Origin of the sequence: Marinomonas sp. SBI8L, assembly GCF_001624705.1 — a bacterium.
Lineage (GTDB): Bacteria > Pseudomonadota > Gammaproteobacteria > Pseudomonadales > Marinomonadaceae > Marinomonas.
The window spans coordinates 87,947-102,522 of the sequence record NZ_JSEO01000005.1 but is presented as its reverse complement, the minus strand read 5'-3'; the positions used below and the strand labels follow the sequence as shown (position 1 = coordinate 102,522).

Below are 14,576 nucleotides of genomic sequence, written 5' to 3'. Positions count from 1 at the left end.
TTAAATTGCAGGGCGTGCTCAAATACGCAACGCCAATGCCTGCTAACTTAATGAGACAGGAAAGAAAAGTAAAAGGAATAAATAGAATAGTTCGGATTCCTCACAGGAATGAGAATTTAGAACGAGTTTCTTAAGGTGAGATGATAATCAATCATGAAAGAGATTAAAGCTTGGGATCTTTATATTAGACTGAACCATTGGCTTATGGTTTTACTGTTCACCGGTTTGGTAGTGACGGGTAAATCAGAAGAAGATTATATGCAATGGCATTTTTATATGGGCTACTTACTATCAGCTGCGCTGATAACACGACTCCTCTATGGTTTCTGGGGAGCAAAGCTCGCTCGATTTTCTATGTTCTTAACAGCACCAAAAAATATCTATTATTACGCCAAGCAGCTTGTAAAAGGACAAGCTCCCCATTATTTGGGTCATAACCCTTTGGGTGGCATTATGGTGCTAGTACTGCTTATAAGCTTGGTGCTTCAAATAGTATCAGGGCTGGTTAACTCTGATGAAGTGTTTTGGTATGGCCCCATGTATGAATGGGTCAGTGAGGATTTACAGGAGTGGTTAGCCGATTGGCATGCTGAATTAGCCGATATCTTACTGGCTTTAGTCGCCTGTCATTTGCTTGCAGTTTTGGTCCATGAGTTAGCGTTAAAAGAGCGTTTAATCAAAGCCATGTTTAATGGTAAAAAGCCAATTTCATCAGGGCCTTATGCAGACCAGTCTGGTTTTGATCAAGAAACAAAAGCAGTGAGAAAGACGGTAAGAAAACGCCTTGTTATCATGCTAAGTCTGAGTCTTATTTATTTGTACTGGTTATGGCAATTGCCAATCTAGAAGGCCATTACTTTATAGAACGAATATGTTAGAAAGTATGGTAAGACAGCCAATTAGTGTAAAGCTAATTGGCTGAGACATGCTTTTTGTAGAGGCATGCATTTAAGCCGCATCAATTAGTTCTTCATCGATTAAATCTTCGATATTGTCGTCTTGGTCCATATCTAAGGAGAGTTCATCAACCTGATCATCGTCCTTTTCAATCACGAGATCTTCCAAATCTTGAGAATTAGACGCAGCTTCTAGAGGGATCTGGCTTTCATGTGTTTGGTTTGGTTTTGTACTTGTTTTAGCTTTACGCTTGCTACCAAGTGCTTGTAATAGCTGCTCTTTATTTTGAGCAAGATACATGGACAGGGCATCAATTTGACTATCTTTTTCGATAAGTCGGCTATCTGTTAGGAGTTGAGAGATATCATCTGCAGTATCTAACAGTTTATCGTAAGCGTCTGCTTCAGCTTTGGATGCAAAAGTCATTTTTTCTATTCCATCACGTTCAACAACATATTTAATAATTACAGGCATGATTCACCTCAGATAAAATAATACTGTACAAATATACAGTATTATTTTTTGATTTGTCTAGCTGAAATTGAAAATAAAGCTTGTTTGTCAGTGTTCGAATAAAAGAGAGCCTCTAATTATGGCTTCTCTAGAGAAAAGGGACGATAATGGTGCAACAGAACATGATTGAGGAAAAAAAATGTCTATCAAGGACAATACAGTAGTGCAATTTCACTACACACTACGTGAAGGCGATGCGCTAATTGAAACATCTGCTGGCAATGATCCACTTGCATACCTACATGGGCACAGCAATATTATCCCTGGTCTACAGGCTGCGATGGAAGGCAAAGCAGCTGGTGATGAGTTTGAAGTAACAGTTGCCGCAGCAGATGCTTATGGTGAACGTAAAGAAGATCATCAGCAACAAGTGCCAATCAAACACTTACAAGGTGCTAAGCGTTGGAAAGTAGGTATGACTGCAATTGTTCAAACAGATAAAGGTCAACGCCAAGTAACCGTGGTTAAAGCGGGTCTTAAGCATGCGACTGTAGATTTAAATCATCCGTTAGCAGGTAAAGATCTTACTTTTTCTGTTGAGGTGGTTGATGTGCGCGATGCAACAGAAGACGAAATTGCTCACGGTCATGCACACGGTGTAGGTGGACATCATCACTAAGTTGATGCGTATCCTGACCAAATAAGCCTCTTTTGAGGCTTTTTTTATGTCTAAGGAAACTATTAATAAACGCAAAGTGACATCTTGATTGACGTTTTTCCCCCATACACTTTAAAAGAGCAGACTGGGAAGAGGTGACTTAATCTTAGCGCCTTAAAGCAAAAGCTATGATTTAGAGGCGTTTGTGGATAAAGTGTCCACTTACTCACAGCCCATTAAAAAGGCGATATTTATGCAACATGACGAACAAGCTCAATGTTTTCGAATTGAGCAAGATGGCGAAATAGCCCTACTTGAGTATGTGTTTTTAGATGATCCGGCAAACCTAAAGCAGGTTATTGATTTTAAAAGCACTTTTGTTCCTCCAGCATTAAGAGGGAAAGGCATTGCTGAACAATTGGTCAGAGCCGGTTTAAGCTGGGCTAAAGCGCAAGATTATCAAATTACGGCGACTTGTTGGTATGTGGAGAAGTTTTTAAAAAAGAGATGAAATGAAAGTTTGTTAACACTTACCGCTTAGGCCGCTATTAGGGTAACAACGAAGGATTCAAAGCCCTTAATTTCGATAAGATAATCTTTTTTCTTTTCCTTTTTGGTGCGATAAAAACCATCAATTTTAGCGAAAGGCTTAGTGATGAGATTAGATTTTTTAAACACTAAGGATTCTATGCTGCCACTTGGCATAATAAACTTATCTAACACACGAAAAAAATGATCGCAGAGTAATGCTCTATCCTGCTGACTATTTAATGCTCCTGGGTGTAAGCTCGAAAATACTGTGCTGATCTGTTTAATAGCAGGCTGCTTTAGTATGCAAATGGCTTTCACTTGGTCTTTGCCTAAAGGTGTCATCATGCCAAGAAGGTAGGGGTATTGTTGAGATTCATATTTCTCAAAGCTTTTTGTTGTCACTCTTACATCCCTAAAAAAGACTTCTGCTAAAGCATCTTCTAATTCAGTTTCTTCAGGTAGATTTAAGGTGTTCTTATCCAGTTTGATATTGGTTTTTTGCGCCGGCATTTCAGGTGTAGCCAGTAGCGGTTTATCTGTTGGTAAAAACAATTTAATTTTTTGAAGCAGCTCAGTGTCATTAAAGGGTTTATTGATAATAAACTTAACCCCACATTGTTTTACCTTTCTTAAGCGTGAGTCATCCGTTTCTGTAGTAATTAAGCCGACATTTAATTTAAGCATTTGCCTATTTATTTCGGTTAATAATTCTATACCTGACATTTTTGGCATATGTAAATCAGATAGAACAAGGTCTGGGTGCCAGTCTTCTAAAATGGCTAATGCTTGAATGCCTGAGCTGGCAAGCTTAGTTTCTAGGTTTTCTATATTGCCTTTTTCAAGTGCTCTTCGAATGATGAGTTGAACGGCTCTACTGTCATCAATGATTAGTACTTTCAATATAATTACCTAAGAAAATTAAGAAATTGAATGGGTATATATCTATCTAGAAATCTTATTATAACTTGGTTTTTTCTATCATAAAGTGCATTTCGAGTGGAGTTTAGGCGCTTTATGTCAGCTCAATTGTACTTTCTGCTCTATTTAAGTGTACTCTATTGCTTACATCATTTGGGCATTTTATCCTTATGTTTTCTTTTGTAATATCTTAGACCTTAACGAGGAGAGATTTTTGACAGACACTATTTTAATCTTAATCCTTGAAGCGGCTGTTATTTTAAGCTGTGGTCTGGTTTTGTACTGCTTATATATTATTAACGGTTTAAAAACTGCAAATAAGATATTGGACGTTAATATAGAAGATAATGATAAAGAAATTCAGTACCTTCAAGATGCTGCAGATCTTGGTAGTAAAAGTGGTGCAAACCTAGTCGCAACCGAAGAATCTTTTGCTAAGTATCGTGGCCAGACTAAGATTATGATGCAAAAAATGAAGCTGCAAGATCAGGAAATTAACCAGCTTCAAAACCGTTTGAATGATGCGAATAATCAGAATGCTAAGATAGTTAAGCAACTTCAAACTGTGATGAAACAATCCCCAGAACTGGCTAAAAGCATGAGTGCGCCTCTAAAAGAGGTATCTCAGCAACCAAGCGAAGAACAAAAAATGATGACTGAACTTAAAAATCATAAAGTTCGCTTAGAAGCTAAAACCAAGGTGCTAGAGCAGAGATTGAGACAGACAATTGTCGAAAAGGATTTTATCGAACAAAGGTTTGTTGAGTTTGCTGAAGCAGATGATTTACCCCAAACTGAAAGCTTGGGGTCTATTGATAAAACGATGGGCTATCAAGGCCGCACAAATACGACAATGCAATAAAGCGACTGGCTCGTTAATCAAATTTAAATTGTGCTGGTGGCTTTTTCTTGGGTGTCTTAGGCTTTTCTCTGAGTGGTTCAACGAGAGATTCAAGGCCGTTAACTTTTACTTCTAAAGCGAGTTCTAGCCAGTTACCTAGTTTGCCTTCTGGCCAACCTTTATTCTTAAGCCAGATTAAATATTCTTCTGGTACATCAATAATCAGCTTACCTTGATACTTGCCAAAAGGCATGGTTTCGCGCGCGATGCGTATCAAATCTGTTTCTGAAATCATTGTTTTTTCTACCTTACTTTATTCTGCACTGTCTAATGGGCTGGATTCTAGCAGATGAAGTAATCTTTCATCCATTCATTGTTATAGGCGATTCGTTAGCGCCTGTACGGAAGGAGTCGATTAAATGATCACAGAGTAGCTTTAACTTAGGAGATTGTTGGCGAGCTTTGGGATAAACCAGCCATACGCCTGTATAAGGGTATTGATACTGGCTTAATATCGGGATGAGTTCACCACTGGCTATGTATGACGCTACATAATAATCGGGCAGTTGAGCGATTCCTAAACCTTTGAGCGTAGCATCTAGTAATGCTGGGCCTGAGTTGCTGCGCCAATTGGCGTTGATTTTGACTTCTCGCTTTTGTTTATCCTGCATAAAGGTCCATACGTCTTTAGAACCTTGTAAACATTGGTGTTTACTCAATTCAGATAAGGTATGAGGCATGCCGTAACGGGCGATGTAATGAGCCGAGGCGCATACATGTTCCACTCGATCGCATAGGCGTCTGGCGAGTAAGCTGGAGCTTTTTAATGTGCCTAAGCGAATTGCAAGGTCATAGCCTTCATCAATCAGGTCTACCTCACGATTTGTTAGGTGCAAATCTAATTGAATTTTTGGGTGGGTGAGTAAAAAATCATTTACCCTGGGGGCAATAAAGCGTTCGCCAAAGGTAGTGGCGCAACTGATACGAAGATGCCCGACAGGCGATTGGTTTAAACTAGTTACCATCTCTTCGGCACTATCAATGGAGTCGAGTAATTGGCTACATTGTTGGTAATAGAGAGAGCCTGCTTCACTCAGTCGAATACTTCGGGTCGTACGAAATAAGAGCGTTGAATCAAGACGCTTCTCTAATTGAGAAACTAAGCGGCTAATATGTGACGCTGATACGTGGAGTTTTTCGGCCGCCGCAGAGAAGCTACCTTGACGTACGACTTCGACAAAAGCTTCTATTCCATCCCAATGTTTCATAATCATCTCTTTCGATTGTTGCTGTACAGCAATAATAACTTACTTCTTGTGTCATTATCTTATTAATTAAATAGGGCTACACTCTGTATTAAGCAATGACAAAAGTACTCAGCCTGTGTGCTGGCTTTTGTGACTTATTTAATTAAATAGATAACTTTTTGGAGTTTACATGAAATCTCGTGCTGCAATTGCATGGCAAGCAGGCCAACCACTTGTTATTGATGAAATCGATGTTCAAGGACCAAAAGCGGGTGAAGTGCTCGTCCGTATGGTAGCAACGGGTGTTTGTCATACAGATGCTTTTACTCTGTCTGGTGCTGATCCAGAAGGTATTTTTCCTAGTGTATTAGGCCACGAAGGTGCGGGTATTGTAGAAGAGGTTGGTGCAGGCGTAACAACACTTAAGCCTGGTGATCATGTTATCCCGCTTTACACAGCTGAATGTGGTAAGTGTAAGTTCTGCTTGTCTGGTAAGACTAACTTGTGTCAGGCAGTACGTGAGACACAAGGTAAAGGTCTGATGCCTGATGGCACTAGCCGTTTTAGTATTGGCGGCAAAACACTTTATCACTACATGGGTACATCAACTTTCTCTGAGTACAGCGTTGTGCCAGAAATTTCTTTAGCAAAAATCCATGTGGATGCGCCTCTTGAGAAAGTGTGTCTGTTAGGTTGTGGTATCACAACAGGTATTGGTGCAGTTTTGAATACAGCTAAGGTTGAGCCGGGCTCAACGGTGGCTGTATTTGGTCTTGGTGGTATCGGTCTATCTGTTATTCAAGGTGCGCGTATGGCGAATGCTGCTCGTATCATTGCGATTGACACTAATGAATCAAAATTTGAAATGGCGAAGCAATTCGGTGCAACTGATTTTGTTAATCCAAAAGACTTCTCTGATCCAATTCAGCAGGTGATTGTTGATATGACGGATGGTGGTGTGGATTACTCTTTTGAGTGTATCGGTAATGTTCAAGTGATGCGTCAAGCACTTGAGTGCTGCCATAAAGGCTGGGGTGAATCGATTGTTATTGGTGTTGCTGGCGCAGGGGAAGAAATCTCTACCCGCCCATTCCAACTGGTAACAGGTCGAGTATGGAAAGGTTCTGCTTTTGGTGGTGTGAAAGGTCGTAGTCAATTACCAGGTTATGTAGAGCAATACATGAAAGGCGAAATAGAAATCGATCCTTTCATTACTCACACTATGGGTCTTGAAGACATTAACCATGCATTTGATTTGATGCATGAAGGTAAGAGTATTCGTTCTGTTATTTTATTTGATAAATAACATCTAAGCCCTACTTTTTTGTAGGGCTTTGCTTTTTATGGATCATTTTTACTAAAGGAAAATAACATGAGTCAACCAGAACTGCTCTCTAGTACAAAATCTTATGGTGGTTGGATAAAACGTTATCGCCATCAAAGTGAGTCGGTAAAAGGTGATATGATTTTTGCCATTTATTTACCGCCTCAAGCTGAGACAAGTAAGGTACCTGTGCTTTATTGGTTATCTGGCCTTACCTGTAATGATGAAAACTTCATGCAAAAATCCGGCGCTCAGCGTCTTGCTGCTAAATTAGGCTTAGCCATAGTGTGTCCCGATACTAGCCCAAGGGGCAGTGATTACCCTGGTGAACATGAAAGCTATGACTTTGGCAGTGCCGCAGGTTTTTACCTTAATGCTACTCAAGCGCCTTATGACCAGACTTATCATATGTATGATTATGTTGTGTCTGAGCTACCTCAGGTTATTCAAGCAAACTTCCCGGTAACGGATAAGAAATCAATCAGTGGTCACTCTATGGGTGGGCATGGTGCTTTAGTTTGCGCTTTGAAGAATCCGGGCGCTTACCAATCGGTTTCTGCTTTTGCACCTATTAGTAATCCGACTCAATGCCCTTGGGGAAAAAAGGCTTTCACTGGGTATTTAGGACACGATGAAAAGCTTTGGGAAGAATGGGATGCGAGTCTTTTGATTAGTCAGGCAGAAGAGAAGCTAGCCATCTTGGTAGACCAAGGTGATGCCGATGACTTCCTTGCTGAGCAATTAAAACCGGATGCTCTAGAGCTTGCCTGTGATGTGAATAACCATCCTCTGACGATGCGTCATCAAGTGGGTTATGATCACAGCTACTTTTTTATAGCAAGCTTTATTGATGATCATCTTGAACATCATGCTAAAGCATTAAGCTAGTTTTGTAATTACATAGGTTTATCGCTTAAAGCCCTATCATGACTTGACAGGGCTTTTTTGTTTTGGCATTTAGAGAAGGTATTCAGGTAAGCTATGGCCAACTTTTTTACTAAGGCATGTCATGCAAAAATCAATTTTAATTACGGGGTGTTCGACTGGGATTGGTTTGTGCGCCGCGCAAACTTTGCAAGATAGAGGTTGGTTAGTCATAGCCTCCTGTCGTCAGTTTAAAGATATTAATACGCTTGAATCATTAGGTTTAAAACATGTGATTCAGCTGGACTTGTCTGACGATGCTTCAACTGAATCAGGGTTTGAAAAAACGCTTGAGATTGCTGGTGGTAAATTAGATGCCGTTTTTAATAATGGCGCTTATGGACAACCAGGTGCAGTGGAAGACTTAACAACTCACGCGCTGCGCTTGCAGTTTGAAACGAATGTCTTTGGTACACATACCCTAACAGGCTTGGCAGTAAAGCATATGTTAGAGCAAGGGGAGGGACGCATTGTACAAAACAGTTCTGTATTAGGCTTGGTTGCTATGCCATTTAGAGGGGCTTATAACGCGTCTAAATTTGCCTTAGAAGGGCTAACGGATACTTTGAGATTGGAGTTGAAAGGCACACAAGTAAAGGTTTCGCTCATTGAACCTGGCCCAATTGAAACCGCTTTTCGAGCGAATGCTTTAATTGCGCTAAAAGATAATGTTGATATTAAAGCGAGCCGACACAAGGAAGGTTATGAAGCGGCTATGAGCCGGTTAAGTGCCTCAAAGTCTAATTCTAGCTTCACCTTACCATCGGACGCTGTGGTGAAAAAACTGATTCATGCACTTGAGTCGGATAAGCCAAAAGCTAGGTACTTTGTGACTTTTCCTACCTACTTGATGGCGTTTTTAAAGCGTATTTTTCCTATTGCTTGGTTAGATGCTGTGCTAATAAAAGGTGGCAGTTAATTTATATTAAGTGCCGAAGGTCTCGCTGGCCAAGTAAAGAGAATAGAGGTGCCTCTTTCATTGCTTAAGATAATGGTGAGTTTACCCTCATAAAGGCGAGTGATTTTTTTCGCCATATTTAAGCCAATACCTATATTCAATAATTGCGGGGTATCGTTCAGCGTTTCGTTAGATTGTATTGCCGCTTGCAATGGTGCTGATATGCCAGGGCCATTGTCTGAAATCTTGAAGTGGTAATAACCTTCTTGTTCTTCGACTTCGATACTGACCTGTGCCTTAGGTGAAGGGTTATGCTTGAGCGCATTATCAATCAAGTGGCGCATAACTTGCTCAAATGGCGTACGGTAGGTGGTGAAAATAGGGAAGTCACCATTTAAAGTTAAGCTGTTTTCTTTATCATGCTGCGCATTCGAGAAAACGCTTTGGCAGAGTTTTTTACTATCAACAGGGGCGAGTTCGTGGCCTTTTTTACCTACTTTAGAATAACCTAGCATGCGCTCTAAGATGGCTTCCATGCTATTTACTCTTTGACTTAAAAGCTGAATCTTATCACTAGCTTCTGGGCGTAATTTATTGCCTAACTCATGGCTTAACCATTGGGTTAGCAGGCTAATCCCTCTTAGAGGTGACTTGAGGTCATGGGAGGCAATATAAGTAATATTGTCTAACTCTTTATTAGATTGCTCTAACTCTTTTACGTTTTGTTTTAGTTGTTTGTTTAGGTGGTTGAGCTCGTGCTTTTGAGTGCTGGAGGATTCAATCAACTGACTTAATGTGCCACCTAGCTCATCATATTCTTTAATCACACTTGTCTGTGTTTGCATGGCTTCATTTTTATCAATGGCTTGTCGAGCGGCGGCAATAATCTGCATTAAAGGCCTGATTGCTATGCCAATCACAATCAGTGAGGCAACAATGGCAAAGGTAAAGAGGGTGATTAAGAGAAAGCTCGCTTGATACTTATATTCTGTATTTAAGGTGTCAAAGGAAGAGCTTGATAAAAGGGTAATAAATTCTAACTCAGATTCTAGGTTGGCTATGATAATAGGATAACGACCAACAAAGTGATTTTTATACTTGCTAAGTTGTGGTTTCAATTCTGCAAGCTCTTCTTCTGTTTGAGCTTTAGGTGTCAATAAGGCATTGACATGATCGCGGATGATCAAGCTACCCTTGGTGCTTTCTGCAAGAATTTCATTATTGTACCTTAGGGCAACACTGTCGATATCCACATAGCTTCTAGCTTGGTTAAGCATGGCAATACGGCCACTTAATACGATACCGCCTGCTAAATAGCCTAAAATTTTCCCACTCTTAGGCGAAATTAAAGCTTCTTTTTTAAATAAAATGACTTGTTGCTTGCTAGCCATGTTCATAGGAACAAGTCGCCATTTATACATGTTGGTGGGTGTTTGGCTTAACTCACTTAGGCTCTGCTCATCACTAAAGAAAGGGGAGCTGGCATCATAAAGAACTTGATTGGTTGGGCTGATAATAAACAGTAGTTCCATACCAGAATTAGGTTCTGAGTTATAAAGAGAGTTGAGGTTTTGCATGATAGCTAATGAATCATTGTCTTCTAATGATTTTAATAGCTGAAAGTTAACAGCAGAGCTTTGCAATAAAAGCTGGTTACGCTGTAAGACGTTATCGAAGAAGAGTTGTAAGCTGGTGTGAGTTTGACGGGTGAAGCTTGAAACTTCCTTATCAATTATCGTATCGGCAATACGAGAAACAGAACGAACTTGAATGGCAGCCGCCGCCATAAACAAAATCAACATGATAGTTGAAATAGCAACAAATAAAGGTACCTTGTAGAGAGAACGAACCTTGTTCATTAGTTTCTTCCTAATGTTGCCTATTTGTCATCGACGCCTGAATAGCGAAACGCTTGTTGTTTGAGTGATTGAATTTTAGCAGGACTAGACTCTTTTGTAACAACAACATAATCACCACTGTAAATCACGGGCACCTTTTCTTCATTACCGCCTAAATCTAGTTTAATTGCTTCTGCCATAGCAACGCCATTATCGTCGTTCATACGCATGACAGTTACGTCTAATTTACCTTTTTCTATGGCAGCTAACTCAGCGCTTCCGCCACCCCAGCCATTCACCAATACTTTATTTTGTAATCCTTTTTCCGAAATTGCATCACTGACACCTAGAGCGATGTCGGTAGAGCTCGCATAAATAAAGCCAAGGTTGTTGTGCTCTTCAAGTAGGTTTATTGCGTTAGAGTAAGAATTTTTCCTAGTAGAATCTGTATAGTAACTGCTAACTAACTTGTAGTCAGAATTTACTCCTGTATATTGCGCGAAACTGTCACCTCTTACTTGGCTAATATAGCCTTTCGGGAAATGGAGTAAGCCATATTCATTGCTATGTAACTTTTGATCTTGGTACCAATTAGAAAGAAGTTGTGTGCCTTTTACATGGTCAAAGCCAACATATAAGAAAGGTTGCTGGTTGTCCCAATCCTTAATGGGTGTGGTGATATTCTGCAAAATAACTTTTGTTTTTTTATCAGAGATAAGGCGTTCTATGATGGATTTGTGTTGCTTCTTATACAGGGTCAGGATTAGGTAATCTGCGCCTGAATTTACGGCGGTTAAGATCTCTTTAGCTTGCTCATTAAGGGAGTTGTTATTGGTTGTTTGAGTTAAGAAGGATTGTATTTCATACGGAATGTCGAGCTCTTTTAGGCGAGCTTCAAAAGATCGTATGCTTCTCAACCAGTAATCAGATATTTGATTTGCAGGATAAACCACGGCAATTTTGACTGGTTTCAGTGGGGGGACACTCAGAGGAATAGCGGGTTTTCGGACTAATTCAGAGAAAGATTGGCTAATTGGCTCTTGTGCAGGGTTCATCTCGATAAATTCGTCAACTAGCCAAAAGTCTCGCTCATTAGCCATACTTAGCTGGCTGAATAACATCAAGCTAGCTAGGGTAAAAAAATACTTTAAGCAATGCATTATAGGGGTCCCGTAACAATAATGAATGTTTAGTAGTGGCTAGAGAGTAAAAAAGTAAAACTCATTATGCCTATAAATTAAATAATACAAAACAATCAGATAACTTTAGTTTAACTGGAAATAAAGGTGCTTGCTTGAGTTTATTTACAACTCAGCTCATTTTTCAAATTTAATGAAATTGAAAGTTAACCAGTGTTTAATTTTGTCTAAATAAGTTAATCGAACATCAATTGGTGATAAATAAATGTCATGAAAACCCTTGTCTATAATCGCTATGTCTAGTTCTGTAAAAATACATTTTGCTTTTGCTTCCATGTTCTCAACATCTAACACGCCATCTCCTTGCTTAATCTCTGCCACATTTGGGCTTTTATAAGTGCTTTTTGAAGAGCGGCACAATAAAGTTGGAATATCGCACTGGGTTTGTAAGCAAAGCGCTTGTTCTTGAATGATTTTATGCACCCAATTAAAAGATAGTGGGGAGCCTTGGCTAGGCTTCCAATCCAACCTGTAGCCCCATTCGCCAGCTAGGCTTTCATGTAAGGTTTGAGCATAAGGTGTTGCCGTTTTTGCTGGAAGGCTTATGTGAGTCAATGCTTTACTAATGAAGTTATATAAGGGTAAGCGCCACTTTTCTTCGTTTAATGGCATAGGCAGGCTTAAAAATGGGCTGTTGAGTATAAGGCCTATTATGTTAATTGAATCTGATCTTGATGAATATTCGTTTGATAGATAACGGCTAACAATAAGCCCACCAGTGGAATGACCAAGAATAACACAACGTTTTACGCCTTTTGCTGCCATTGTATTAAGGCAGGCATCTAGGTCGTGATAATAGTTCGAAAACTGGTTTTTATTGTGGTCAGCTTGGAAAGGGCGGATAGATCTGCCATAACCGTGCAGATCCACTGCATAAAAGTCACAACCAAGTTCTGCGAAAAACTCAGCTAACCCTGCTTGATAAAAGTAATCCGTATAACCGTGAACATAAAGAAGGGCAATTCCAGCGGGTTCTATATTAGCCTGAGCTTGATAATGGATTAAGGTACAAATTTGCTGCTCAGCTGGCTTAAGGGTAATGGCCTTAAAGTCTGAGCCCAAAATATCATCTTCTTCACTGACAATGAGGTTTGCTTGTCTTAGATCTACATCCATAAATTGCTCACTTATAGACAGAATATGTTTTGTACCTTATTTGATGATTAGCTAAAAATGCGATCACCCTGTTGGTCTATCATCATTTTAGCTTTGCGTAATGTAATGCTAATACATTCATCTCTGTTTGGAATCAGATCTGAACGAATGAAGTTGTGAGTTTTAACTTCATCTTCACTGACGGTTTGAGTAATTGTCGCAGCAACGCGATATTGACCACCTTCTGACATTGGCGCCGGAATGATGTTGAAGCCTTTATACTCGACTGCTTCTTCTGCTTTTACTTCTGCTTCGCCAGATCCACTGAATAGATTTTTAATGCCAGAAAAAATGCCCATGAGTCTCTCTTATTGATAAGGTGAAATAATGATGATTTAAGCCTAACATACTTTATTGTCATACAAGGAGTTTCCCTGCTGCAATAAAACGTCAGTGAGGAGGAATTTTAGTTAATAAAAAACCCAACCTGCAAAACAGATTGGGTTTTTATTTAGGTTCGAAAAATTAAGCGTTTTCTGCAATTACAGCAGCAACGGCTTTTTCGAATCTTGCTAGACCTTCTTTAATATCTTCTTCTGGGATAATTAGAGAAGGTGCAAAACGGACAACATTTGGACCTGCAACAAGAATGAACAGACCTTCTTTTGCTGCCGCTTTAATGAATAGTGCGGCTTTACCTGCATAAGCATCAACAACTTCAGCGCCAACTAGAAGACCCATGCCGCGAACTTCTTTGAAAAGGTTGTGTTTTTCATTGATGGCGTTAAGGCCTTCAACGAATAGCTGACGACGCTTCTCAACACCCTCTAATACTTCTGGAGTATCTACGATATCGATAACTGCTTCAGCAATAGCGCATGCCATAGGGTTACCGCCATAAGTACTACCGTGAGTACCAAATGCTAAGCTCTTAGCTGCTTTTTCAGTTGCTAACATAGCGCCAACAGGGAAACCGTTACCTAATGCTTTTGCAGAAGTTAGTACATCTGGCTTAACACCTAGTTGCTCGTAAGCGAAGAAAGTACCCGTACGGCCAACACCTGATTGCACTTCATCAAATACTAATAGTGCGTTGTGCTCATCACATAATTCACGTACTTGTTTAGCAAACTCAACGTCAGCAGGGATAATTCCGCCTTCACCTTGAATTGGTTCCATTACAACAGCACAAGTGCGATCAGAAATAAGTGCTTTTAGTTGATCAATGTTGTTGTAATCACAGTGGCTAATGCCGCCTGGAGTTGGTTCGAAACCTTCTTTATATTTAGCTTGGCCACCGACAGATACTGTGAAAAGTGTACGGCCATGGAAAGACTTATTAAAAGCAATGATTTCGTGTTTTTGCTCGCCATAGTGGTCAAAAGCATAACGACGTACTAGTTTAAATGCCGCTTCATTCGCTTCACCACCACTGTTACAGAAGAAGACTCTGTCAGCGAAAGTTTTTTCAGTTAGTTTTTTAGCTAAACGCAGTGCTGGTTCGTTAGTCATTACGTTTGCAAGGTGCCAAATTTGACCCGCCTGTTGACGCATAACGTCAACGAGTTTCGGATGTGAATGGCCCAATGCTGTTACTGCAATGCCGCCTGCAAAATCAATGTATTCATTGTTTTCAGTATCCCACACTCGAGAGCCCTCACCACGCACTGGGATGACAGCGGAAGGTGCATAGTTTGGTACCATTACTTCGTCAAATGTTGCTCTCGTTACTTGTTCAGTCACTTTATTTACC

16 protein-coding genes are annotated in these 14,576 nt (G+C 40.1%); 7 read left to right on the top strand and 9 right to left on the bottom strand.

Translation table 11 applies throughout. The features are described 5' to 3' along the window. Window positions 1-153: 153 nt before the first annotated feature. Window positions 154-846: a cytochrome b/b6 domain-containing protein gene (locus OA91_RS08880; protein ID WP_063337945.1), complete on the top strand. Its 693-nt coding sequence runs from the start codon at window positions 154-156 to the stop codon at window positions 844-846. A 102-nt stretch (window positions 847-948) separates the two neighbouring features. On the opposite strand, the gene OA91_RS24845 is transcribed toward OA91_RS08880, so the two are convergent. Further along, the gene (locus tag OA91_RS24845) at window positions 949-1,371 is read right to left on the bottom strand and encodes a YebG family protein (protein ID WP_063337944.1); all 423 of its coding nucleotides are present in this window, start codon (window positions 1,369-1,371) and stop codon (window positions 949-951) included. A gap of 178 nt (window positions 1,372-1,549) precedes the next feature. Between OA91_RS24845 and OA91_RS08870 the strand changes: the two genes are divergently transcribed. Both OA91_RS08870 and OA91_RS08865 read left to right on the top strand, forming a co-directional pair. Beyond that, complete coding sequence (locus OA91_RS08870; protein ID WP_063337943.1) at window positions 1,550-2,029, top strand: FKBP-type peptidyl-prolyl cis-trans isomerase; 480 nt, start codon at window positions 1,550-1,552, stop codon at window positions 2,027-2,029. Between the two features lie 184 nt (window positions 2,030-2,213). Beyond that, on the top strand, window positions 2,214-2,519 hold the full coding sequence (locus tag OA91_RS08865; protein ID WP_331709777.1) for a GNAT family N-acetyltransferase: 306 nt from the start codon (window positions 2,214-2,216) through the stop codon (window positions 2,517-2,519). Between the two features lie 26 nt (window positions 2,520-2,545). Here the strand turns inward: OA91_RS08865 and OA91_RS08860 are convergent, their stop codons facing one another. Next, window positions 2,546-3,439, bottom strand: coding sequence for a response regulator (locus OA91_RS08860; RefSeq protein WP_063337942.1), 894 nt, complete (start codon window positions 3,437-3,439; stop codon window positions 2,546-2,548). Between the two features lie 232 nt (window positions 3,440-3,671). Here OA91_RS08860 and OA91_RS08855 point away from each other — a divergent pair, with 232 nt between their 5' ends. After that, a complete protein-coding gene (locus OA91_RS08855; protein WP_063337941.1) occupies window positions 3,672-4,319 on the top strand; it encodes a hypothetical protein in 648 nt (215 codons plus the stop codon). 13 nt (window positions 4,320-4,332) lie between these two features. On the opposite strand, the gene OA91_RS08850 is transcribed toward OA91_RS08855, so the two are convergent. Continuing rightward, window positions 4,333-4,593, bottom strand: coding sequence for a DUF3820 family protein (locus OA91_RS08850; protein ID WP_046015843.1), 261 nt, complete (start codon window positions 4,591-4,593; stop codon window positions 4,333-4,335). 67 nt (window positions 4,594-4,660) lie between these two features. Next, on the bottom strand, window positions 4,661-5,566 hold the full coding sequence (locus OA91_RS08845) for a LysR family transcriptional regulator (RefSeq protein WP_063337940.1): 906 nt from the start codon (window positions 5,564-5,566) through the stop codon (window positions 4,661-4,663). A 169-nt stretch (window positions 5,567-5,735) separates the two neighbouring features. Here OA91_RS08845 and OA91_RS08840 point away from each other — a divergent pair, with 169 nt between their 5' ends. The 3 genes from OA91_RS08840 (at window position 5,736) to OA91_RS08830 (ending at window position 8,712) form a co-directional block, all read left to right on the top strand. Continuing rightward, on the top strand, window positions 5,736-6,851 hold the full coding sequence (locus OA91_RS08840; RefSeq protein WP_063337939.1) for an S-(hydroxymethyl)glutathione dehydrogenase/class III alcohol dehydrogenase: 1,116 nt from the start codon (window positions 5,736-5,738) through the stop codon (window positions 6,849-6,851). 66 nt (window positions 6,852-6,917) lie between these two features. Next, window positions 6,918-7,757 carry an S-formylglutathione hydrolase gene (fghA, locus tag OA91_RS08835; protein WP_063337938.1) on the top strand — a complete coding sequence of 280 codons (840 nt, stop codon included), beginning with the start codon at window positions 6,918-6,920 and terminating at the stop codon, window positions 7,755-7,757. A 121-nt stretch (window positions 7,758-7,878) separates the two neighbouring features. Beyond that, window positions 7,879-8,712, top strand: a complete 834-nt coding sequence (locus tag OA91_RS08830; protein ID WP_063337937.1) for an SDR family NAD(P)-dependent oxidoreductase — start codon at window positions 7,879-7,881, stop codon at window positions 8,710-8,712. Here the strand turns inward: OA91_RS08830 and OA91_RS08825 are convergent. The 5 genes from OA91_RS08825 to OA91_RS08805 form a co-directional block, all read right to left on the bottom strand. After that, window positions 8,709-10,550: a LuxQ periplasmic sensor domain-containing protein gene (locus tag OA91_RS08825; RefSeq protein WP_063337936.1), complete on the bottom strand. Its 1,842-nt coding sequence runs from the start codon at window positions 10,548-10,550 to the stop codon at window positions 8,709-8,711. The genes OA91_RS08830 and OA91_RS08825 overlap by 4 nt on opposite strands. A 20-nt stretch (window positions 10,551-10,570) precedes the next feature. Further along, the gene (locus OA91_RS08820; RefSeq protein WP_063337935.1) at window positions 10,571-11,689 is read right to left on the bottom strand and encodes a substrate-binding domain-containing protein; all 1,119 of its coding nucleotides are present in this window, start codon (window positions 11,687-11,689) and stop codon (window positions 10,571-10,573) included. 156 nt (window positions 11,690-11,845) lie between these two features. Next, window positions 11,846-12,844 carry an alpha/beta hydrolase gene (locus tag OA91_RS08815; protein WP_063337934.1) on the bottom strand — a complete coding sequence of 333 codons (999 nt, stop codon included), beginning with the start codon at window positions 12,842-12,844 and terminating at the stop codon, window positions 11,846-11,848. 47 nt (window positions 12,845-12,891) lie between these two features. Continuing rightward, window positions 12,892-13,182: an HlyU family transcriptional regulator gene (locus OA91_RS08810; RefSeq protein ID WP_063337933.1), complete on the bottom strand. Its 291-nt coding sequence runs from the start codon at window positions 13,180-13,182 to the stop codon at window positions 12,892-12,894. Between the two features lie 166 nt (window positions 13,183-13,348). Then, window positions 13,349-14,566 (bottom strand): aspartate aminotransferase family protein, encoded by a 1,218-nt coding sequence (locus OA91_RS08805; protein WP_082827846.1) that lies wholly within the window; start codon window positions 14,564-14,566, stop codon window positions 13,349-13,351. Window positions 14,567-14,576 lie beyond the last annotated feature (10 nt).

What these genes read in the sequence shown, in the direction of transcription:
- OA91_RS08810 (WP_063337933.1), bottom strand. Translation starts at nt 13,182, where the DNA reads ATGGGCATTTTTTCTGGCATTAAAAATCTATTCAGTGGATCTGGCGAA.
- OA91_RS08840 (WP_063337939.1), top strand. Translation starts at nt 5,736, where the DNA reads ATGAAATCTCGTGCTGCAATTGCATGGCAAGCAGGCCAACCACTTGTT.
- OA91_RS08820 (WP_063337935.1), bottom strand. Translation starts at nt 11,689, where the DNA reads ATGCATTGCTTAAAGTATTTTTTTACCCTAGCTAGCTTGATGTTATTC.
- fghA (WP_063337938.1), top strand. Translation starts at nt 6,918, where the DNA reads ATGAGTCAACCAGAACTGCTCTCTAGTACAAAATCTTATGGTGGTTGG.
- OA91_RS24845 (WP_063337944.1), bottom strand. Translation starts at nt 1,371, where the DNA reads ATGCCTGTAATTATTAAATATGTTGTTGAACGTGATGGAATAGAAAAA.
- OA91_RS08870 (WP_063337943.1), top strand. Translation starts at nt 1,550, where the DNA reads ATGTCTATCAAGGACAATACAGTAGTGCAATTTCACTACACACTACGT.
- OA91_RS08845 (WP_063337940.1), bottom strand. Translation starts at nt 5,566, where the DNA reads ATGAAACATTGGGATGGAATAGAAGCTTTTGTCGAAGTCGTACGTCAA.
- OA91_RS08825 (WP_063337936.1), bottom strand. Translation starts at nt 10,550, where the DNA reads ATGAACAAGGTTCGTTCTCTCTACAAGGTACCTTTATTTGTTGCTATT.
- OA91_RS08880 (WP_063337945.1), top strand. Translation starts at nt 154, where the DNA reads ATGAAAGAGATTAAAGCTTGGGATCTTTATATTAGACTGAACCATTGG.
- OA91_RS08830 (WP_063337937.1), top strand. Translation starts at nt 7,879, where the DNA reads ATGCAAAAATCAATTTTAATTACGGGGTGTTCGACTGGGATTGGTTTG.
- OA91_RS08815 (WP_063337934.1), bottom strand. Translation starts at nt 12,844, where the DNA reads ATGGATGTAGATCTAAGACAAGCAAACCTCATTGTCAGTGAAGAAGAT.
- OA91_RS08850 (WP_046015843.1), bottom strand. Translation starts at nt 4,593, where the DNA reads ATGATTTCAGAAACAGATTTGATACGCATCGCGCGCGAAACCATGCCT.